Origin of the sequence: Streptomyces sp. NPDC048295, from assembly GCF_040652135.1 — a bacterium.
GTDB lineage: Bacteria > Actinomycetota > Actinomycetes > Streptomycetales > Streptomycetaceae > Streptomyces.
On sequence record NZ_JBEZLL010000026.1, the window covers coordinates 94,733 to 116,095 of the forward strand.

The following is a 21,363-nucleotide window of genomic DNA, read 5'->3' on the forward strand; positions in this document are numbered from 1 at the left end:
CGTACGCCCTCACAGCTGACCGACCGAGGTCACGCGGACCACGGCCCGGCCCTCCTCGTCGGAAGCGGCCAGATCGATCTCCGCGCTGATGCCCCAGTCGTGGTCGCCGTTCGGATCGGCGAAGGTCTGGCGGACCCGCCACAGACCGTGCGCCGCGTCCTCGTCGATCTTCAGCAGCTTCGGGCCGCGGGCGTCCGGACCCGTGCCCAGGTCCTCGTACTCGTCCCAGTAGGCGTCCATCGCCTCGCCCCACGCGTCCTCGTCCCAGCCCGCCTCGCCGTCCAGCTCACCGAGATCACGGACCCGGTCCAGTGCGGCCAGCTCCACCCGGCGGAACATCGCGTTGCGCACCAGCACCCGGAAGGCGCGGGCGTTGGCCGTGACCGGCTTCACCTCGTCGGCCCGCTCCTGCGCCTGCTCGGCGGTCTCCACCTCCGGGTTGGCCAGCTGCTCCCACTCGTCCAGCAGACTGGAGTCCACCTGGCGGACCATCTCACCCAGCCAGGCGATCAGATCCTCCAGGTCCTCGGACTTGAGGTCGTCCGGGATGGTGTGCTCAAGAGCCTTGTACGCACTGGCGAGATAGCGCAGCACGATGCCCTCGGTACGGGCCAGCTCGTAGTTGGAGGTGAACTCCGTGAACGTCATGGCGCGTTCGTACATGTCACGGATCACGGACTTCGGCGACACCGGATGGTCGCCCACCCACGGGTGGCTCCTGCGGTACACGTCGTAGGCGTGCCACAGCAGCTCGCTCAGCGGCTTCGGGTACGTGACCTCCTGGAGCAGCTCCATCCGCTCCTCGTACTCGACGCCGTCCGCCTTCATCTGCCCGACCGCCTCGCCGCGCGCCTTGTTCTGCTGCGCGGCGAGGATCTGCCGGGGGTCGTCGAGCGTCGACTCGACGACGGAGACCATGTCCAGCGCGTACGAAGGGGAGTCCGGGTCCAGCAGGTCGAACGCGGCCAGCGCGAAGGTGGACAGCGGCTGGTTGAGCGCGAAGTCCTGCTGGAGATCGACGGTGAGCCGGACGATCCGGCCCTCCGCGTCCGGCTCGGCGAGCTGCTCCACGACACCGCCGTCCAGCAGCGAGCGGTAGATCGCGATGGCCCGGCGGATGTGCCGCAGCTGCGCCCGGCGCGGCTCGTGGTTGTCCTCCAGCAGACGTCGCATCGCCTCGAAGGCATTGCCGGGACGCGCGATCACGGACAGCAGCATGGTGTGCGTGACCCGGAACCGGGAGGTCAGGGGCTCCGGGTCGGACTGGATCAGCTTGTCGAAGGTGGTCTCCGACCAGGCGACGAAGCCCTCGGGGGCCTTCTTGCGGACCACCTTGCGCTTCTTCTTCGGATCGTCGCCCGCCTTCTTGACGGCCTTCTCGTTCTCGATGACGTGCTCGGGCGCCTGCGCCACGACGAAGCCCGCCGTGTCGAAGCCGGCCCGGCCCGCACGGCCGGCGATCTGGTGGAACTCCCGGGCGCGCAGTGTACGGACGCGGGTGCCGTCGTACTTGGTGAGCGCGGTGAACAGCACGGTGCGGATGGGGACGTTGACGCCTACGCCGAGGGTGTCCGTACCGCAGATCACCTTCAGCAGACCGGCCTGGGCGAGCTTCTCCACCAGGCGCCGGTACTTCGGCAGCATGCCCGCGTGATGCACCCCGATGCCGTGCCGCACATAACGCGAAAGGTTCTGGCCGAACTTGGTGGTGAAGCGGAAGTTGCCGATCAGATCGGCGATCTTCTCCTTCTCCTCCTTGGTGCACATGTTGATGCTCATCAGCGACTGCGCCCGCTCGACGGCCGCGGCCTGGGTGAAATGCACGATGTAGACCGGCGACTGCCTGGTGTCCAGGAGTTCGGTGAGGGTCTCGGTGATCGGGGTCAGCCGGTACTCGTAGCTGAGCGGGACCGGCCGGGTCGCGGAGCGCACCACGGAGGTGGGACGGCCGGTGCGGCGGGTCAGATCCTCCTCGAACATCCGGACGTCACCGAGCGTGGCCGACATCAGGATGAACTGCGCCTGCGGCAGCTCCAGCAGCGGGATCTGCCACGCCCAGCCACGGTCCGGCTCGGCGTAGAAGTGGAACTCGTCCATCACGACCTGGCCGATGTCGGCGTACTTGCCGTCACGCAGCGCGATGGACGCCAGCACCTCGGCCGTGCAGCAGATCACCGGGGCGTCGGCGTTGACCGAGGCGTCGCCGGTGAGCATGCCGACGTTCTCCGTACCGAACAGCTTGCACAGGTCGAAGAACTTCTCCGAGACCAGTGCCTTGATCGGCGCGGTGTAGAAGGTGACCTTGTCCTGGGCCAGCGCGGTGAAGTGCGCACCCGCCGCGACCAGGCTCTTCCCGGAGCCGGTCGGAGTGGAAAGGATCACATTCGCGCCGGAGACCACCTCGATCAGCGCCTCCTCCTGGGCCGGATAGAGGGTGATGCCCTGCGTCTCGGTCCATGACGAGAAAGCCTCGAAGAGGGCGTCGGGGTCGTCGGTCGGGGGCAGCTGATCGATAAGGGTCACGCCCCCATCTTGCCTGCCTTCCGCCCGGATGAGGGAACCGGACGACCGTATGAAGATCATGGGCGATACGCTTCCCACTCAACTCGGCCGTGCCGTAACGGCAATGGCAGCGATACGACTCTGGGGGCGGGAAGAACCATGATGGGACCGGCACACTCTCTGTCAGGGGCGGCGGCCTGGCTGGGGGTGGGCGCGGCGGCGGCGGCCGCCGGCCACGCGATGCCCTGGCCCGTCCTGGTCGTCGGCGCGCTGATCACCGCCGGAGCCGCGCTGGCCCCGGACCTCGACCACAAGTCCGCGACCATCTCGCGCGCCTTCGGGCCGGTGTCCCGGGGGCTCTGCGAGATAGTCGACAAGCTCTCGCACGCCGTCTACAAGGCGACCAGGATGCGTGGCGACTCGACCCGCAACGGCGGCCACCGGACTCTGACCCACACCTGGCTCTGGGCGGTCCTGATCGGTGCCGGGGCCTCCGCCGCGGCGATCACCGGTGGCCGGTGGGCGGTCCTGGCGATCCTCTTCGTCCATCTGGTGCTCGCCGTCGAAGGGCTCCTGTGGCGGGCCGCCCGGATGTCCAGCGACGTCCTGGTCTGGCTGCTCGGCGCGACCAGCGCCTGGATACTGGCCGGCGTCCTGGACAAGCCGGGCAACGGCTCGGACTGGCTGTTCACCGCCCCCGGCCAGGAGTACCTCTGGCTCGGGCTGCCGATCGTGCTCGGCGCCCTCGTCCACGACATCGGTGACGCGCTGACCGTCTCCGGCTGCCCGATCCTGTGGCCCATCCCGATCGGACGCAAGCGCTGGTACCCGGTCGGCCCCCCGAAGGCCATGCGGTTCCGGGCCGGGAGCTGGGTGGAGCTGAAGGTGCTGATGCCGGTGTTCATGGTGCTCGGGGGAGTGGGCGGGGCGGCCGCGCTGAACTTCATCTGACGGCGCGGGCGGCTCCGCCGCCACGGCATCGGCGGTCCGCGCCACCGGCGCGGTCGGGACTCGCCCGGTGACCAGGTAGCCGGTGCCGTTGGTCCGCAGGGAAGCGGACGCCGTCAGGATCGAGGAACTGGATCAGTTCCAGGAGCGAATTCCTGAGATCGGCTGGCCGCTCGGCCGGTGCGGTTCGCGTCGCCGATGTCGTCGCTCAGGGTGTCGAACCGGACCGCGAACGCGGAGTTCTGTCGAGGCGTCGGCAGAACTCCGCGTCACCGATGCGGCTCTCGCCGTCGTCGGCGACCATGACTCCGCCGATGGCACGCTGCTCGCCGCGGAGGAGAACGAACCCTGCATCGGTTCGCCGGCCCTTGCCCGGCCTTCCCCGGAGCCGCCCGGGCGGCTCCGGGGCGGTGCGCTCAGCCGTGCCAGGACCGCCAGAGCGCCGCATACGCGCCGTCCGCCGCCACCAGCTCGTCATGACCGCCCAGTTCGCTGATCCGGCCGCCCTCCACCACCGCGATCACATCCGCGTCGTGCGCGGTGTGCAGCCGGTGCGCGATCGCCACGACCGTACGGCCGTCCAGCACCCGGGCCAGGGAGCGCTCCAGATGTCTGGCGGCCCGCGGGTCCAGCAGTGAGGTCGCCTCGTCCAGCACCAGGGTGTGCGGATCGGCCAGGACCAGCCGGGCCAGGGCGATCTGCTGGGCCTGGGCCGGGGTCAGCGCCAGACCGCCGGAGCCGACCTCGGTGTCCAGCGCCTCCTCCAGGTTCTTCGCCCAGCCGTCCGCGTCGACGGCCGCCAGCGACGCCCACAGCTCGGCGTCCTCGGCGCCCGCACGGGCCAGCAGGAGGTTGTCCCGCAGCGAGCCGACGAACACATGGTGCTCCTGGTTGACCAGCGCCACATGCGTACGTACGTCCTCCGCCCTCATCCGTGACAACTCGGCGCCGCCCAGAGTCACTTCGCCCGTGCGCGGGGCGTAGATCCCGGCCAGCAGCCGCCCCAGCGTGGACTTGCCGGCGCCGGACGGGCCGACCAGCGCGAGGCGCGTACCAGGTGCGACATCCAGCGACACCCGGTGCAGTACGTCGAGGCCGGCGCGGTACCCGAAGCGCACCTCGTCGGCCCGTACGTCCCGGCCGTCCGGGACGACCTTCGCGTCGCCCGCGTCCGGTTCGATGTCCCGCACGCCGACCAGCCGGGCCAGCGACACCTGGGCCACCTGCAGCTCGTCGTACCAGCGCAGGATCAGACCGATCGGGTCGACCATCATCTGCGCCAGCAGCGCGCCCGTCGTCAGCTGTCCCACGGTCAGCCAGCCCTCGATGACGAACCAGCCGCCGAGCATCAGCACCGCGCCCAGAATCGTCACATAGGTGGCGTTGATGACCGGGAAGAGCACGGAGCGCAGAAATAGCGTGTAGCGCTCCCAGGCGGTCCACTGCGCGATGCGCCGGTCCGACAGGGCCACCCGGCGCGCACCGAGGCGGTGCGCCTCCACGGTCCGTCCGGCGTCCACGGTCTCCGCGAGCATCGCGGCGACCGCGGCGTATCCCGCGGCCTCCGAACGGTACGCGGACGGCGCCCGCCTGAAGTACCAGCGGCAGCCGATGATCAGCACCGGCAGCGCGATCAGTACCGAGAGCGCCAGCGGCGGAGCCGTCACGGTGAGGGCGGCTAGCAGCAGCCCCGCCCACACCACGCCGATCGCCAGCTGCGGCACGGCCTCGCGCATCGCGTTGGCCAGCCGGTCGATGTCCGTGGTGATCCTGGAGAGCAGATCTCCGGTACCGGCCCGCTCCAGCACCCCCGGCGGCAGCCCGACCGACCGCACGAGGAAGTCCTCGCGCAGATCGGCCAGCATCTCCTCGCCGAGCATCGCGCTGCGCAGGCGCATCAGCCGGGTGAACACGGTCTGCACGACCAGCGCGAGCGCGAACACCCCGGCGGTGCGCTCCAGATGGAGGTCCCGCACACCGTCGGAGAGGTCCTCGACCAGCCCGCCGAGCAGATACGGGCCGGTGATCGACGCGATCACCGCGACGGCGTTGAACACGACGAGCACGGTGAACCGTGCGCGATGGCGCCGCAGCAGTTCCCGTACATAGCTCCGTACGGTGGTGGGGGTGCCGACCGGCAGGGTCGTCGCCGACTCCGGCGCGGCCGGGTCGTACGCCGGTTGTGCGACGCCGATCATGCCCGTTCCTCGACTTCCTCGATCGTTGCGGTCGTGCCCCGGGAGGCCAGGGCCGCGATCTCCTCGTCCGTCTCACGTGTCACGACGGCCCGGTAGCGCGGTTCCGTGCGCAGCAGCTCGCGGTGGTTCCCGACCGCGACGACGGTGCCCCCGTGCACCAGCACCACCCGGTCCGCCAGGTCGAGCAGCAGCGGTGAGGAGGCGAACGCCACGGTGGTACGCCCCCGGCGCAGTGCCTTGATTCCGGCGGCGACCCCGGCCTCCGTGTGCGAGTCGACGGCGGAGGTCGGCTCGTCGAGCACCAGTGCCTCCGGGTCGGTCACCAGGGAGCGGGCCAGCGCCAGCCGCTGGCGCTGGCCGCCCGAGAGCGAGCGGCCGCGCTCGGTGATCCGGCTGGTCATCGGGTCGCCGTCCGTGGCGGGCGAGGCCTGCGCCAGGGAGTCCAGCACATCGCCGCACCCCGCGGCCGTCAGCGCCTCCTCGGCGGTGACCCGGCCGGACGACGGAACATCCAGCAGCTCGCCCAGCGTGCCGGAGAGCAGAACCGGGTCCTTGTCCTGGACCAGCACGGCGGCCCGGGCGGAGTCCAGCGGGAGCTCGTCCAGCGGTACGCCGCCGAGCAGCACGGACGGGACCTCGCGCTCCGCGGCGTCCTCGTCCGGGCCGGCGCCCGCCTGTGCGTGCCCGCCGAGGCGCTCGGCCAGCCGGCCCGCCTCGTCCGGATCGCCGCAGACCACCGCGGTGAACAGGCCGGCCGGAGCCATCAGACCGGTGACCGGGTCGTACAGATCGCCGGTCGGCGAGGCATCGAGGGTCGACGGCCTGGCCGTGCGGTGCAACGACAGCACCCGGACCGCGCGCTGGGCGGACGGCCGGGAGAAGGAGTACGCCATCGCGATCTCCTCGAAGTGGCGCAGCGGGAACAGCAGCAGCGTCGCCGCGCTGTACACCGTGACCAACTGGCCGACGCCGATCCGGCCGTCCCGTGCCAGCGTTGCCCCGTACACGACCAGCGAGATGAGCAGCAAGCCCGGCAGCAGCACCTGGATCGCCGAGATCAGCGACCACATCCGCGCGCTGTGCACCGCCGCCTCGCGGACCTCCTGGGAGGCGCGCCGATAGCGGCCGAGGAACAGCTCCTCGCCGCCGATCCCGCGCAGTACCCGCAGCCCGGCCACGGTGTCCGAGGCGAGTTCCGTGGCCTTGCCCGCCTTCTCGCGCTGGAGGTCCGCGCGCCGGGTGGCCCGGGGGAGCAGCGGCAGCACGGCGAGGGCCAGCAACGGCACGGCGACCGTCACGAGGATGCCCAGCGACGGCAGGTAGAGGAGGAGCCCCGCACAGATCAGAACCAGGGCGGCGGCAGCCGCGGCGAAGCGCGAGAGCGCCTCGACGAACCATCCGATTTTTTCGACGTCACCGGTGGAAACCGCGACCACTTCGCCCGCCGCGACCCGACGGGTCAGCGCCGAGCCGAGCTCCGCGGTCTTACGGGCCAGCAGCTGCTGGACCCGGGCGGCAGCGGTGATCCAGTTGGTGATGGCCGTCCGGTGAAGCATGGTGTCGCCGAGCGCGATCAGCACGCCCAGCACCGCGATCAGCCCGCCCGACCAGGCGAGCCGGCCGGCGGAGCGGTCGACGACCGCCTGGACGGCCAGACCGACGGCGGGCGGCAGCCCGGCGATGGAGCACTGGTGCAGCAGCCCCCAGGCCATGGATCTGAGCTGGCCCCTGAGCTGATTGCGGCCGAGCCAGAGCAGGAAACGTGGCCCTGACCGGACATCGGGATCGCCGGGATCCGGGTAGGGAAGATCGCGAATCTGCATGACGTCCCATGGTTCGGTGTGACTGGTCGTTCGGTGCATGGATCAAGGCGAATGATCCAAACCGTGCCAGGTTCGCCCCAGGACGTCGGTTCTAGCAATTGGTTTTCTCCGGGAACGGCCGTATCGCGCCACGGCCGCGACGGCGCACCAGCGGGCCGGGCACGGGTCCCGCAGGGCCCGCGCCCGGCCCGGCCGGCCGCTCAGGCCTTCTCGGGGTTCTCCGAGTCCATGCCGGAGCGGGCCTTCTTCCACTCGCCCCGGGTGAAGTCCGGGATCTGTTGCGGCGCGCCCTTCGCCCGGATGGACAGGTGGCTGAGCGGCACGGGAGACGTCCAGGTCGCCGCGTCGTACACATCGAAGTCGGGGACGAGGCCGAGCCGCATGCACTGCATCAGCCGGAACACCAGCATGTAGTCCATGCCGCCGTGGCCCCCCGGCGGATTGGCGTGTTCCTTCCACAGCCAGTGGTCCCACTCCTGGTACTTGGAGAAGTCGCCCCAGCTGTCGTCGGTGTGGTCGGGCTCGATGTAGATACGTGCGGGGTAGTCCTCGAAGACGCCCTTCGTGCCGCCGAGGCTGTTGATCCGCGAGTACGGATGCGGGGTGGACACATCGTGCTCCAGCCGGATGACCCGTCCCTTGGCGGTCTGGACGAGACTGATCGTCCGGTCGGACTCGACATATGTCTCCTTCCAGCTCGGGTCACCGGCCGGCATGTTCTTCTCGCGGTACTCGGCGAGCCCGAGGGACGGGGAACCGACGCTGGTGATGCTCACCGCACGGTCGCCGCGATTGATGTCCATGTAGTTGGCGACCGGGCCGAACCCGTGGTTGGGGTAGAGATCGCCCCGCAGCCTGGTGTGCCAGAGCCTGCGCCAGGGGCCTTCGTAGTAGTCCGGGTCGAACATCAGGCCACGCAGATCGTGGTTGTACGCGCCCGCGCCGTGCAGCAGGTCACCGAAGAGACCGGCGTGCGCCATGCGCAGCACCCGCATCTCGTTCTGTCCGTAGCAGCAGTTCTCCAGCTGCATGCAGTGGCGTCTGGTGCGCTCGGACAGATCGACCAGTTCCCAGAGCTGGTCGAGCTGGAGAGCGATCGGACACTCCACACCGACATGCTTGCCGTTCAGCATGGCGGTCTTCGCCATCTGGAAGTGGAAGTCCCACGGAGTCGCCACATAGACGAAGTCGATGTCTCCGCGCTTGCAGAGGTTCTCGTAGTCGTCCTCACCGTTGGTGTAGACGGCGGGTGCCGGCTGACCCGCGGCGGTCACCTTCGCGGCGGCCCGTTGGGCCTTCGCCTTGACCGGGTCGCAGACGGCGACGACCTGTACGCCGCTGACGGCGAGGAAGAGATCGATCATGCTGCCGCCGCGGTTGCCGAGGCCGACGATGCCGACCCGGACGGTGGAGCGCCGGTCGAAGGGGACCCCCACCATGGTCCGGCCCTGGCGCTTCGGAGCCTCCGCCGGGTCCGCGGCGGTCTCCTGGACCCGGTCGGTGGCGGCTGCCGCGGTGGAGCTGCCGAGGGCGCCGAGCCCGAGCCCGGCGCCAGCCACCGAGGCGGTCGTCCACAGGACCGAGCGGCGGCTCATGGAGCCCTCGCCGCCGCCCTGCGTACCGTCGTTCTGCTGTGCTGCGTCGTTCATCGATCCTCCGTGAAGGGGGTCTGACGTGCGCGGCTGGTGAATGAATCTCGTTAAGGACCTTCGTAGTTGGGGCTGTTGTTGCGCAAGGGGAGCGATTGGACTCCCGTTCCGAAACCATGGACTTTCGTGCCTGCGCGAAAACGCCGGGCGGGCTCGAAGGTGTCGAGCCCGCCCGGCGATACGGGGCGGCTGCGGGGGCCGGCCGGCCCCGTGATCAGCGCACCACAGCCCCTGGGCGGGTGGCCCGCTCCAGTTCCATCAGCACCGAGTAGTACGAGTGGCCCGTGGCCCGGTCCATGCCGATCTCGCACATCCGGTTGGCCGAGAGATAGGCGTCGTACTCACGCCCGTTGACCTCGGCGGCCTCCTTCGCCGTCGCCGAGGCCGTCAACTCCTTGTGCAGCATGCCCCGGTCGCCCGCGAAGGCGCAGCAGCCGGCGTCGTCGGGGATCACGACCTCCTCGGCGCAGGCCTCCGCAACCGTACGCAACTGCTGCACATCGTCCAGATGCTGCATGGAGCACGTCGGATGCAGGACCGCCGAACCGGTCTTCCGGAGGACCGTCAGCTTCGGAAGCAGCTCGTCGGCCGCCCAGACCAGGGAGTCGACGATGGTCAGCTCCCGGTGCAACTCCCGGTTGTCGTCGGTGAGATACGGCACCACCTCATGGGCGATGCCCAGGGTGCACGACGAGGCGTCGACGACCAGCGGGAGCTTTCCGCCGGCCGTCCAGCCCCAGGCCGCCTCCACGATGCGGTTGGCCATCACCGCGTTGCCCTCGTCGTACCCCTTGGAGTGCCAGATCGTCGCGCAGCAGGTCCCCGCCACGTCGTCCGGGATCCATACCGGCTTTCCGGCGCGGGCGGAGACGGCGACGACGGCCTGCGGCAGCGACGGACCGCGATGGCCCTCGGGGCCGCCGAAGATGCGGTTCACACACGCCGGGTAGTAGACGGCGCTCGCCCCGGCACGGGAGGTGCGGGGCAGCTTCCGTGCGGCGGCGCCGGGAATCTCCGGCAGCCACTCGGGCACCAGATCGGGGCGCACGGCCTTGCGGGCGAGAGCGGTGATGGTCTCCAGCGGTCCGTCGCCGAGCCGCTCGCCGAGCCGGTCGGCCGCGGCCACCGCGAGCCGCGCCGCCGCCTCCACCGCCTTGAAGTTCTTCGCCGTGAGCGCCGCGATCCGCTCCTCGCGCGGCGAGTGCCGCCGGTGACGGAAGTCCTTCATCATCGCGCCGGTGTCGATGCCCACCGGGCAGGCGAGCTTGCACGTCGAGTCGCCCGCACAGGTGTCGACGGCGTCATAGCCGTAGGCGTCGAGCAGCTGCGTCTCCACCGGGGAGCCGCCGGGCTGCCGCATCATCTCCCGGCGCAGCACGATCCGCTGGCGCGGGGACGTGGTCAGGTCGTGGCTGGGACAGGTGGGCTCGCAGAAACCGCACTCGATGCAGGGGTCGGCGATCTCCTCGACCTCGGGAATGGTCTTCAGCCCGCGCAGATGGGCCTTCGGGTCGCGGTCGAGGACGATCCGGGGGGCCAGGACGCCGTCGGGGTCGATGATCTGCTTGGTGCGCCACATCAGCTCGGTCGCGGTGGGGCCCCATTCCAGCTCCAGGAAGGGGGCGATATTGCGGCCGGTGGCGTGCTCGGCCTTCAGGGAGCCGTCGAAACGCTCCACCGTCAGCCGGCAGAAGTCGTCCATGAACGCGGCATAGCGGTCGACGTCGGACGGCTTCGCCGCGTCGAAGGCGAGCAGGAAGTGGAGGTTGCCGTGTGCCGCGTGGCCCGCCACGGCGGCTTCGAAACCGTGGTCCGCCTGGAGCGAGAGCAGGGCCTCGCAGGCCTCGGCCAGCCGGGAGGGCGGCACCGCGAAGTCCTCCGTGATCAGCGTCGTACCCGAGGGGCGGGAGCCGCCGACCGCGGTGACGAATGCCTTGCGGGCCTTCCAGTAGCCGGAGATGACCTTGGCGTCGCGGGTGAACCCATTGGTCACCGAGGGGACGGGCGCGACCAGGTCGAGCCCGTCGACGACGGCTGCCGCCGCCCGCTCGTACGCCTCCTGGCCGTGCTCGTCCGGGGCCCGGAACTCCACCAGAAGCGCCGCGGTCTCCTTGGGCAGCTGGGCCCAGTCCGCCGGAACGCCCCGGACACTCACCGAGGCGCGCAGCGTATTGCCGTCCATCAGCTCGACGGCGATCGCACCCGCCTCGTTGAACCGGGGAACGGCGGCCGCCGCCGCGGTCAGGGACGGGAAGAACAGCAGGGCCGTGGAGATCCGGCGGTCCAGCGGCAGTGTGTCGAAGACGACCTCGGAGATGAAGCCGAAGGTGCCCTCGGAGCCGACCATCAGGCCGCGCAGGATCTGGACCGGTGTCGTGCCGTCCAGGAAGGCGTCGAGGCGGTAGCCGTTGGTGTTCTTGATCTCGTACTTGGCGCGGATCCGGGCGGTGAGCGCGGCATCCGCCTCGATCTCCGCCTTCAGGGCCAGCAGCCCCTCGCACAGCCGCGGCTCGGCGCGGGCGAGGTCCGCGTCCGCGGCCGGATCGGCTGTGTCGACGACGGTGCCGCTCGGCAGCACGAAGGTGAGGGAGGAGACCGTGCGGTAGGAATTGCGCGTGGTGCCCGCCGTCATCCCCGAAGCGTTGTTGGCGACGACTCCGCCGATCGTGCAGGCGATGGCACTGGCCGGGTCGGGGCCCAGCAGCCGGCCGTGGCGGGCGAGGGCGGCATTGGCCCGCACGACCGTCGTGCCCGGCCGGATGCGGGCCTGTGCGCCGTTGTCCAGCACTTCGATGCCCGACCAGTGGTGGCGGACGTCGACCAGGATGTCCTCGCCCTGGGCCTGGCCGTTCAGGCTGGTGCCGGCCGCCCGGAAGACGACCTCACGGCCCCTGCCGTGCGCGTACGACAGGACCGCCGAGATGTCGTCGATGTCCTCCGGGACCACGACGACCTGGGGGACGAAGCGGTAGGGGCTGGCGTCGGAGGCGTACTTCACCAGGTCGGAGACCTTCCAGAGCACCTTCCCCGGACCGAGCAGGGCGATCAGGTCGCCGCGCAGCGGTTCGGGCGTGCCCGGAGCCTGCCGGTCGGGGACCCGGTCCACGGACGGCGTCCGCACCGCTTCGGGGCGGAGTGCTTCCGGCTTCGGCTCCAGCAGTGGCATGTCGAGGTCTCCTCGGCGGTTCGGTTCGGTACCACGGCGGCGGACGCGCTTCACCCGGTGGGCGCAGGCATGTCCGTGCGGTGTTCTAACAGCGGCGCTCCGGCATTCCGTCGACCAGAGCGGACAGCAGTCCGCCGAGCACCTCGCGCTGATCGGCGGTCAGTGGGGCCAGGATCTCCTCCGCGGCGGCGCGGCGCGCGTCGCGCAGCGACCGGAGGGTGGCGAGGCCCTCCTCGGTGATCTCGATGCGGACCACCCGGCGGCTGTCCGGATCGGGGGCGCGACGCACCCGTCCGCTCGCCTCCAGGCCGTCGACCAGGGTGGTCACGGCGCGCGGGACGACATCCAGGCGCTGCGCGAGATCGGCCATCCGGGGCGGGCCGTCGTAATGCGCGACGGTGCGGAGCAGCCGGAACTGTGCGGGAGTGATACCCATCGGCTCCAGCTGGCGGCTCTGGATCCGCTGGAGCCTGCGGGTCACCCGCAGCAGCTGTTCGGCGAGCACGCCGTCGGCGTCGGAGGAGTCCATGGAGGGAACAATATCAGGACCCCGTTCATTGTGAGTATAGGTAACAATGGGCTAGGCTCTCAAAAGTCCGCTTGCTGCGAGCGCCCGCTCGGAGTCCTGTCCGACCCCGCTCGATTCGCAGCCACCGCACGCCCGACGAAGGAGCCCATGAAACCCGACGCAATCAACTGGACACCCCCGCCGAAGGACGCGAGCCGTCCGCCCGCCGAGGTGCGCCGCATCCTGCGCCTCTTCCGCCCCTACCGGGGCCGGCTCGTGCTGGTCGGAGTGCTGGTCGGCGCCTCGTCGCTGGTCTCGGTCGCCTCGCCCTTCCTGCTGCGCGAGATCCTGGACACCGCCATCCCCCAGGGGCGTACGGGGCTGCTGTCGCTGCTCGCCCTCGGCATGATCCTCACCGCCGTGCTGAACAGCGTCTTCGGTGTCCTGCAGACCCTGATCTCCACCACGGTCGGCCAGCGGGTCATGCACGACCTGCGCACCGCCGTCTACGCCCAGCTGCAGCGGATGCCGCTCGCCTTCTTCACCCGGACCCGCACCGGCGAGGTCCAGTCCCGCATCGCCAACGACATCGGCGGCATGCAGGCGACGGTCACCTCCACCGCGACGTCGCTGGTCTCCAATCTCACCGCGGTCGTCGCCACGGTCGTCGCCATGCTGGCGCTCGACTGGCGGCTCACCCTGGTCTCGCTCCTGCTGCTGCCGGTCTTCGTCTGGATCAGCCGCCGGGTCGGCCGCGAGCGCAAGAAGATCACCACGCGGCGCCAGAAGCAGATGGCCGCCATGGCGGCCACGGTCACCGAGTCGCTCTCCGTCAGCGGCATCCTGCTCGGCCGGACGATGGGCCGAGCCGACTCCCTCACCAAGGGTTTCGCCGAGGAGTCCGAGAAGCTCGTCGATCTCGAAGTGCGCTCCAGCATGGCCGGGCGGTGGCGGATGTCCACGATCGGCATCGTCATGGCCGCCATGCCCGCGGTCATCTACTGGGCGGCCGGCCTCGCCCTGCAGTCCGGCGGCCCCGCCGTCTCCATCGGCACCCTCGTCGCCTTCGTCTCGCTCCAGCAGGGCCTCTTCCGGCCCGCCGTGAGTCTGCTCTCCACCGGGGTGGACATGCAGACGTCCCTGGCGCTCTTCCAGCGGATCTTCGAGTACCTCGACCTCGACGTGGACATCACCGAGCCCGAGAACCCGGTCCGGCTGGAGACGATCCGCGGTGAGATCCGCTTCGAGGACGTCGACTTCAGCTACGACGAGAAGAGCGGTCCGACCCTCAGCGGCATCGATGTGACCGTCCCGGCCGGCGGCAGCCTGGCGGTCGTCGGACCGACCGGATCGGGCAAGTCCACGCTCAGCTATCTGGTCCCCCGGCTCTACGACGTCACCGGTGGCCGGGTCACGCTCGACGGAGTCGACGTACGCGATCTGGATTTCGACACCCTGGCGAGAGCCGTGGGAGTGGTCTCCCAGGAGACCTACCTCTTCCACGCCTCGGTCGCCGACAATCTGCGCTTCGCCAAGCCGGACGCTACCGACGCCGAGATCGAGGCGGCCGCCCGCGCGGCACAGATCCACGACCACATCGCGTCACTGCCCGACGGCTACGACACCCTCGTCGGCGAGCGCGGCTACCGCTTCTCCGGCGGCGAGAAGCAGCGCCTCGCGATCGCCCGCACGATTCTGCGCGACCCGCCCGTCCTGGTACTCGACGAGGCGACGAGCGCCCTCGACACCCGTACGGAATTCGCCGTGCAGGAAGCGATCGACGCGCTGTCCGAAGGGCGTACGACCATCACCATCGCGCACCGGCTCTCCACGGTCCGCGACGCCGAGCAGATCGTCGTCCTGGACGGCGGCCGGACCGCCGAGCGCGGCAGCCACGAGGAACTGCTCCAACAGGACGGCCGCTATGCCGCGCTGGTCCGCCGGGACACCCAACTGGCCCCCGCGACTGGCTGATCGACGAGAGCGGTCGGACGGCCGGGCCGCACACGCGGCGACGCCGCCGCTCCCGTGGGACGGGGAACGACGGCGCCGGGCGGAGCAATGGTCAGATGAGCCAACCCACGAAGTGGACGATGCCGGCGAGCAGGTTGGTGATGACGTTCATTCGGTGTTTCTCCTTGTGCGTGATGCATATGTGGGACAGCACAGTCGCGGTCTGCAGCCCGTCGCTTGCGCCCTGTAATCATCCTGCGTCGCAGGGGAGCTGAGCAACGAATGGCGGAACGATCACGCGTTCCAGCGAACATCCGATCCCTTGTTCGTGTGTTCCATTCCGGGAATGCCTGGTCCGTGTCGCCCGGGCCACGGTTCCGGACGGGCAGATAGCGTGCCCGCATGGTGAACGAGTCCCCGGACACCCCGCCCCGTCACAGGCGCCGCCCGACCCGGCGCGGCCGTCTGGCGCTGTTCATCGGCATCCTGCTCGTCGTGGTCGTGGCGGCGGTGCTTGTGCCGCTGCTGACCAGGGGGCCGCAGGTCGAGCGGGCCCGCTCGCTCGTGATTCCCGAGGGGTGGCGGGCCTCCCAGGTGTACGCGGCGGTGGACAGGATTCTCGCGGTGGAGCCCGGGACCACCGAGAAGGCCGCCGGCACGGCGGACCTGCCGCTCCCGGCCGCGGCGAAGGGCAACCCCGAGGGCTACCTCTTCCCGGCGACGTACCCGGTCACTTCCGGCACGACCCCGCAGAGCCTGCTCAGGTACATGGCCGACACGGCGGTCCAGCGATTCGGCGCGGACCACATCACCGAGGGCGCGCGGCGCAACGGCGTCTCGGTGTACCAGACGGTGACCATCGCGAGCATCGTGCAGGCCGAGGCGGACAGTGTGGCCGACATGGGCAAGGTCGCCAGAGTCGTCCACAACCGGCTGGACCGGGGCATGCCGCTCCAGATGGACTCCACGCTCAACTACGCGCTGAACCGCAGCACCTTGCACACCACCGAGGGCGACACGAAGATCGACAGCCCGTACAACAGCTATGAGCGCAAGGGGCTGCCGCCCACCCCCATCGGGAACCCGGGGGAGCAGGCGATGTCGGCGGCCATCGATCCCACTCCCGGATCGTGGCTGTACTTCGTCACGGTCAAGCCGGGGGACACCCGCTTCACCAGCAGTTACACGGAGCACCAGAAGAACGTGGCGGAGTTCAACCGCAACCACCGCGGCGCGTCCAGCGGCTGAGCACCCGCACCGTCACACCACGGCCGGCGCGAGCGCAGCACCGGCCTCTGCCACCGCGTCCTGCCCGTGCAGCAGCCGGCCGATCGCACGCACCGCCGCCCGTCCCGCCCGGTTGGCGCCGATCGTGCTGGCGGACGGCCCGTAGCCGACGAGATGGATGCGCGCGTCCCGTACCGCCCGAGTGCCCTCGACCCGGATGCCGCCGCCCGGCTCGCGCAGCTTCAGGGGCGCGAGGTGATCGATGGCGGCCCGGAATCCGGTGGCCCAGAGGATGACGTCCGCCTCGACCGTCCGGCCGTCGTTCCAGGCGACCCCGCCGGCCGTGATCCGGTCGAACATCGGCAGCCGGTCCAGCACCCCCGTCTCGCGGGCGCGCCGCACCGCGTCCGTGAGCGGCAGCCCGGTCACGCTCACCACACTCCGCGGGGGCAGCCCGCGCCGCACCCGCTCCTCCACCAGCGCCACCGCCGCCCGTCCCCGGTCCGCGTCGAAGGGGCCGTCCCGGAAGACGGGCGGCCGTCGCGTCACCCAGTACGTCTCGGCCGCCACCTCGGCGATCTCCATCAGATGCTGCGTACCGGAGGCACCGCCGCCGACCACCACCACGCGCTGTCCGGCGAATTCGGCCGGACCCGGGTAGGTCGCGGTGTGCAGCTGCCGCCCCCGGAAGCTCTCCTGCACCGGATAACGCGGCCAGAACGGCCGGTCCCAGGTGCCGGTGGCATTGATCAGGGCGCGGGTGGCGTACGTACCCTCGGAGGTCTCGACGAGCAGCCGCCCGTCGACGCCCTCACGTACCGTGCTCACCTCGACGGGGCGGTGGACCCGCAGCTCGAAGGCGCGCTCGTACGCGGCGAAGTACTCACCGATCACCTCGGAGGAGGGGCGGTCGTCGTCCGCTCCGGTGAGCTCCATGCCGGGCAGGGCGTGCATGCCGTGGACCTTGCCGTACGTCAGCGAGGGCCAGCGGAACTGCCAGGCGCCGCCGGGGTGCGGGGCGTGGTCCAGCACGACGAAGTCGCGATCGGGCGCCAGGCCGGTGCGGCGCAGATGGTAGGCGCCGGACAGTCCGGCCTGTCCGGCGCCGATCACGACGACATCGATGTTGCGTGCTGCGACCACCCCAAAGTTGTTCACGTTTCTACCAACTGTGATGGGGCCGAGGATCTTCCCCGAACGGCAGACCGGGGCTTTTCCCGGGAACCGGTGCGGACGGGCCGGCCCGTCCGCACCGGTTCCCGGTCAGCGTCCCCCGGCGACCAGCAGCGGTGCCCCGCCCGGCGCTGAAGCCGCCCGGCCGTTCGCGGCAGCCACCCCCAGCAGCGGCGACGCGGGAACGGTCGACAGCAGGCCGCGTGCCGCCAGCTCGGGCGTGACGCCCTCACCGAACCAGTACGCCTCCTCCAGATGCGGGTAGCCGGACAGCACGAAGTGCTCCACCCCCAGCGCGTGGTACTCCTCGATCCGGTCGGCGACCTCCGCATGACTGCCGACCAGCGCGGTCCCCGCGCCACCCCGCACCAGCCCGACGCCCGCCCACAGGTTCGGTGAGATCTCCAGCTTGTCGCGCGAGCCGCCGTGCAGCGCCAGCATCCGCTGCTGCCCGACCGACTCGCTCCGCCCCAGTGCCTGCTGGGCGGCGGCGATCGTCCCGGCATCGAGATCGCCCAGCAGTCGGTCGGCCGTCGCCCAGGCCTCGCGCGAGGAGTCGCGGGAGATCGTGTGCAGCCGGATACCGAAGCGGACCGTACGCCCCTGTTCCTCGGCGAGACCCCGGATCCAGTCGATCTTCTCCTTCACCGCGCCCGGCGGCTCGCCCCAGGTCAGATAGACATCGGCATGTGCGGCGGCCACCGGACCGGCCGCCGACGACGACCCGCCGAAGAAGATGTCCGGCAGCGGGTCCGGCGGCAGCGCCGTCAGCCCGCCCTCCACCTGGTAGTGCTCGCCGTCGAAGTCGAAGGGCCGCCCGCTCCACGCGCCCCGCACCACCGAAAGGAACTCCGCGGTCCGTGCGTAGCGCCGGTCGTGGTCCAGATGGTCACCGAACCGCCGCTGCTCGGTCGAGTCGCCGCCCGTGACGACATTGAGCAGCAGCCGTCCCCGGGTGATCCGCTGATAGGTCGCGGCCATCTGCGCGGCGAGCACCGGTGAGATCATGCCCGGCCGGAACGCCACCAGGAACTTCAGCCGTTCGGTGTGCTGGGCCAGGGCCACCGTCGTCAGCCAGGCGTCCTCGCACCAGGTTCCGGTGGGCGTCAGCACGGCCTCGAAGCCCAACTGCTCGGCGGCCTTGGCGATCTGCGCCAGATACTCGATGTCGGGGGCGCGCACGCCGCTCACCGGTGTGATCCGGTTCCGCTTGATCCCGCCGTCGGTGTACGCGTGCCGGTCGACGAGCGTGCGCCCGTCGCCGCCGGTGGGCAGGAACCAGTGCAGATGAACATTCATGACGAGGCCTTTCCGTACGAGCGGGGAGCGGTGGAGGACGGGGGCAGATCGCGGTTGAACCGGGTGTCGACGTAGTCCTCGAAGGAGAAGCGCCGCGGGATGAGCTTCAGATCGGCGAAGGTGTCGGCGATGGCCTGCTCGGAGGCGATCGCGGCGGGGTCGACGGCAACGGACACACGGGTCCCGGAACTCCGCTCGACCGCGTCCAGGGCCACCTCGTAGGGCAGCCCGGTCTCTTTCGCCCAGACCTTCGCCCAGGCACCGGGGTGCTTGAACACCCAGGACTGCGCGCGTTGCAGACGCACCAGCAGATCCCCGATCGCCCTGGACTTCCCGCCGTCCTCCAGTGCGTCCGGCGAGGCCACCTGGAAGCTGAGACCGTTCACCACGCCCTGCCCGGTGGTCAGCACCCGGGACTTCGTGCTGCGCAGTACCTGAGAGGTGTACGGATCCCAGATCGCCCAGGCATCGACCTTGCCCCGGCTGAACGCGGCGAGCGCATCGGCCGGCTGAAGGTACTTCAGCTTCACGTCCCCGATGCCGAGCCCCGCCTTCTTCAGCGAGGCGATCAGCTGGTAGTGGGCCGAGCTGCCCTGCGCCACCGCGACCGACCTGCCCCTGAGCTGCTTCGGGGACTTCAGCGGCGAGTCCTCGGGAACGACGATGGCCTCGCCTTCGGACGAGCCGTGACCGGCGCCCACCACGACGATCCTGGAATCGGAACCCGCCGCGAACACCGGCGGCGTGTTGCCGACGCCCCCGATGTCCACGGCCTTGGCGTTGATCGCCTCCAACAGGGGTGGGCCCGAGGTGAAGGTCGACCACTTGATCCGGTAATCGAGGTCGTCGAGTTCACCGGAGGCCCGCAGAATCGCTTCGTAACCCCCCTTCTGATCACCGATGTTGAGGGTGACGCTGCCCTTCCCGTCGGTGTTCTCGGTGGTGGAGGCGGAGGTGGTGGTGCCGCAGGCGGACACCAGCAGGGTGAAGGGCAGAAGGAGGGCGGGCAGGGCGCGGATTCTCACGGGCTTCTCTTTCGTCGTGCGTACGGGGAAGGCGGCAGCCGGGGCAGAGGGGAGGCAAGGGGGTTCTGCCTCAGGCGGCTTCGACGTTCTCGACGGCATCGCCCTCGACACCCAGTTCCGCCAGCAGCCGGGAGCGCAGTGCGGCGAAACCGGGACTGCTCGCGCTGCGCGGCCGGTCCAGGGCGACGGGCGTCTCGTACGCGATCGCTCCGTCCCGCATCACCAGCGCGCGGTCGGCCAGCAACAGCGCCTCGTCCACATCATGGGTGACCAGCAGTACGGCACAGCCGCGCCGCTGCCAGAGCTCGGCCACCAGCCGGTGTGCCCTGATGCGGGTCAACGCGTCCAGCGCGCCGAACGGTTCGTCGAGCAGCAGCAGATCCGGCTCACGTACCAGCGCACGGGCCAGCGAGGCGCGCTGTGCCTCACCGCCGGAGAGCGTCCGGGGCCACCGCCCGGCCCGCTCACCCAGCCCGACCTCCTCCAGCGCCCGCTCGGCCACCGCTCGTTCCGGCTTTCCCGGCAGTCCCAGCAGCACATTGCGCCAGACCCGCTTCCACGGCATGAGCCGGGGCGCCTGGAACGCGACCGCACGCCGCTTCGGCACGAGCACCGTGCCCTCGATGTCACGGTCCAGCCCGGCGAGCACCCGGAGCAGTGTCGACTTCCCGCAGCCACTGCGCCCGAGCAGCGCGGTGAACTCCCCCGCGCGCAGGGTGAGATCGAGTCCGTCGATGACGGCCCGGCCGCCGAAGGAACGGGTCAGCCCCTCGACCAGAACGGCGGTCTCGGCCGGAGCGGTGGGGCTCACTGGCCCGTGAAGGTCGGTCGCCATTGCAGCAGCAGCCTTTCGAGCGTGCGGACGATGACATCGGCGGTGAGGCCGAGGAAGGCATAGACGACCAGGCAGACGACGATGACATCCGTACGGAAGAACTCCCGGGCCTGGTTCATCAGGAAGCCGATCCCGGCGTCGGCGTTGACGGACTCGCCGAAGACCAGGGCCAGCCACGCGGTGGCGAGCGAATAGCGCAGCCCGGTCATGGCCCCGGGCAGCGCGCCCGGCAGCACCACATGCCGGATCAGCCCCCATCGCCCGAGCCCCAACGACTGCCCGGCCTCGATGAGTTGGGCGTCGACACCGCGAATTCCCGCATACACGTTGAGATACAGGTGGAAGGTGACCCCGAGCGCGATGAGTGCCACTTTCGGGGCCTCGCCGATGCCCAGCCAGATGATGAAGAGCGGGATCAGCCCGACCCAGGGAACGGTGCGCAGCATCTGCACGCTCGCGTCCACCAGGTCCTCGCCGAGCCGCGAGAGCCCGGAAACCAGCGCGAGCGCCGTTCCGATGACACCCCCGAGCGCCAGCCCGGCGGCAACCCGCTGCAACGAGATCCCCATGGCCGACGGCAGTGTCCCGTCGGCGACCAGATCCGATCCGGCGCGGGCGATGGTGCCGGGCGAGGCGAGCACATCGGCGTGCAGGACGCCGGTGACACTGAGGACCTGCCACAGCGCGAGCAACAGCAGGGGCCCCACGGCGCGCCGAGCCCAACGGGGCACGGCGGGCAGGCGAGTACCCCGCACGGAGGCCGGGACAACGGGCTCCAGATCGAGCGACCGACAAGCAGACGAAGCGGTTTCTTTTCCGGATTTCGATGATATTTCCGGCGGGGCGAGGGCATGGCCGATGGTCATGAGGGCTCCACGAACAGTCCACGGACAGGGGGAGACGCGCCGCGGCCACACGCACACGCGACCCACCGCCGCTGCTACGGCACGGGGATCACGAGGCGTGTGGGACGAGGCGGGACACGCCGGAGCGCGTACGGGCAGACACGTACGACAGCGGGAACGGGCGGCCGGAGCACCCCGTCACCGGCGAGGGG

Annotated in this window: 14 protein-coding genes; 3 read left to right on the forward strand and 11 right to left on the reverse strand. The window is 70.4% G+C overall.

Features of this window, described 5'->3' with window-relative positions:
• Window positions 1-9 precede the first annotated feature (9 nt).
• The gene (locus AB0D53_RS31505; RefSeq protein WP_362452525.1) at window positions 10-2,583 is read right to left on the reverse strand and encodes a DUF3516 domain-containing protein; all 2,574 of its coding nucleotides are present in this window, start codon (window positions 2,581-2,583) and stop codon (window positions 10-12) included.
• A gap of 78 nt (window positions 2,584-2,661) precedes the next feature.
• Here AB0D53_RS31505 and AB0D53_RS31510 point away from each other — a divergent pair, with 78 nt between their 5' ends.
• Entirely contained in the window at window positions 2,662-3,453 is a 792-nt protein-coding gene (locus tag AB0D53_RS31510) for a metal-dependent hydrolase (protein WP_362452527.1), read from the forward strand.
• Window positions 3,454-3,866: 413 nt separating this feature from the next.
• Here the strand turns inward: AB0D53_RS31510 and AB0D53_RS31515 are convergent, their stop codons facing one another.
• The 5 genes from AB0D53_RS31515 to AB0D53_RS31535 form a co-directional block, all read right to left on the reverse strand.
• Window positions 3,867-5,648, reverse strand: coding sequence for an ABC transporter ATP-binding protein (locus tag AB0D53_RS31515; RefSeq protein WP_362452529.1), 1,782 nt, complete (start codon window positions 5,646-5,648; stop codon window positions 3,867-3,869).
• On the reverse strand, window positions 5,645-7,471 hold the full coding sequence (locus AB0D53_RS31520; protein ID WP_362452531.1) for an ABC transporter ATP-binding protein: 1,827 nt from the start codon (window positions 7,469-7,471) through the stop codon (window positions 5,645-5,647). The genes AB0D53_RS31515 and AB0D53_RS31520 overlap by 4 nt, the downstream gene beginning before the upstream one ends.
• 200 nt (window positions 7,472-7,671) lie before the next feature.
• Complete coding sequence (locus tag AB0D53_RS31525; protein WP_362452533.1) at window positions 7,672-9,120, reverse strand: Gfo/Idh/MocA family oxidoreductase; 1,449 nt, start codon at window positions 9,118-9,120, stop codon at window positions 7,672-7,674.
• Between the two features lie 214 nt (window positions 9,121-9,334).
• Complete coding sequence (locus AB0D53_RS31530) at window positions 9,335-12,286, reverse strand: FAD-binding and (Fe-S)-binding domain-containing protein (protein WP_362452535.1); 2,952 nt, start codon at window positions 12,284-12,286, stop codon at window positions 9,335-9,337.
• A gap of 85 nt (window positions 12,287-12,371) precedes the next feature.
• Window positions 12,372-12,815 carry a MarR family transcriptional regulator gene (locus AB0D53_RS31535; RefSeq protein ID WP_093550968.1) on the reverse strand — a complete coding sequence of 148 codons (444 nt, stop codon included), beginning with the start codon at window positions 12,813-12,815 and terminating at the stop codon, window positions 12,372-12,374.
• Window positions 12,816-12,962: 147 nt separating this feature from the next.
• Between AB0D53_RS31535 and AB0D53_RS31540 the strand changes: the two genes are divergently transcribed.
• The gene (locus AB0D53_RS31540; protein WP_362452537.1) at window positions 12,963-14,768 is read left to right on the forward strand and encodes an ABC transporter ATP-binding protein; all 1,806 of its coding nucleotides are present in this window, start codon (window positions 12,963-12,965) and stop codon (window positions 14,766-14,768) included.
• Window positions 14,769-15,149: 381 nt separating this feature from the next.
• On the forward strand, window positions 15,150-15,995 hold the full coding sequence (gene mltG / locus AB0D53_RS31545) for an endolytic transglycosylase MltG (protein ID WP_362452539.1): 846 nt from the start codon (window positions 15,150-15,152) through the stop codon (window positions 15,993-15,995).
• A 12-nt stretch (window positions 15,996-16,007) separates the two neighbouring features.
• Here mltG and AB0D53_RS31550 read toward each other — a convergent pair whose 3' ends face one another.
• The 5 genes from AB0D53_RS31550 to AB0D53_RS31570 all read right to left on the reverse strand — a co-directional run bounded on the left by AB0D53_RS31550 (window position 16,008) and on the right by AB0D53_RS31570 (window position 21,172).
• Window positions 16,008-17,117, reverse strand: coding sequence for an NAD(P)-binding domain-containing protein (locus AB0D53_RS31550; RefSeq protein ID WP_362452541.1), 1,110 nt, complete (start codon window positions 17,115-17,117; stop codon window positions 16,008-16,010).
• 120 nt (window positions 17,118-17,237) lie between these two features.
• Window positions 17,238-18,446: an LLM class flavin-dependent oxidoreductase gene (locus AB0D53_RS31555; protein WP_362452543.1), complete on the reverse strand. Its 1,209-nt coding sequence runs from the start codon at window positions 18,444-18,446 to the stop codon at window positions 17,238-17,240.
• Window positions 18,443-19,471, reverse strand: coding sequence for an ABC transporter substrate-binding protein (locus AB0D53_RS31560; RefSeq protein ID WP_362452545.1), 1,029 nt, complete (start codon window positions 19,469-19,471; stop codon window positions 18,443-18,445). Before AB0D53_RS31560 ends, AB0D53_RS31555 begins: the two co-directional genes overlap by 4 nt.
• 70 nt (window positions 19,472-19,541) lie before the next feature.
• Window positions 19,542-20,306, reverse strand: a complete 765-nt coding sequence (locus AB0D53_RS31565; protein ID WP_362452547.1) for an ABC transporter ATP-binding protein — start codon at window positions 20,304-20,306, stop codon at window positions 19,542-19,544.
• Window positions 20,279-21,172: an ABC transporter permease gene (locus AB0D53_RS31570; protein WP_362452548.1), complete on the reverse strand. Its 894-nt coding sequence runs from the start codon at window positions 21,170-21,172 to the stop codon at window positions 20,279-20,281. The genes AB0D53_RS31565 and AB0D53_RS31570 overlap by 28 nt, the downstream gene beginning before the upstream one ends.
• Window positions 21,173-21,363 lie beyond the last annotated feature (191 nt).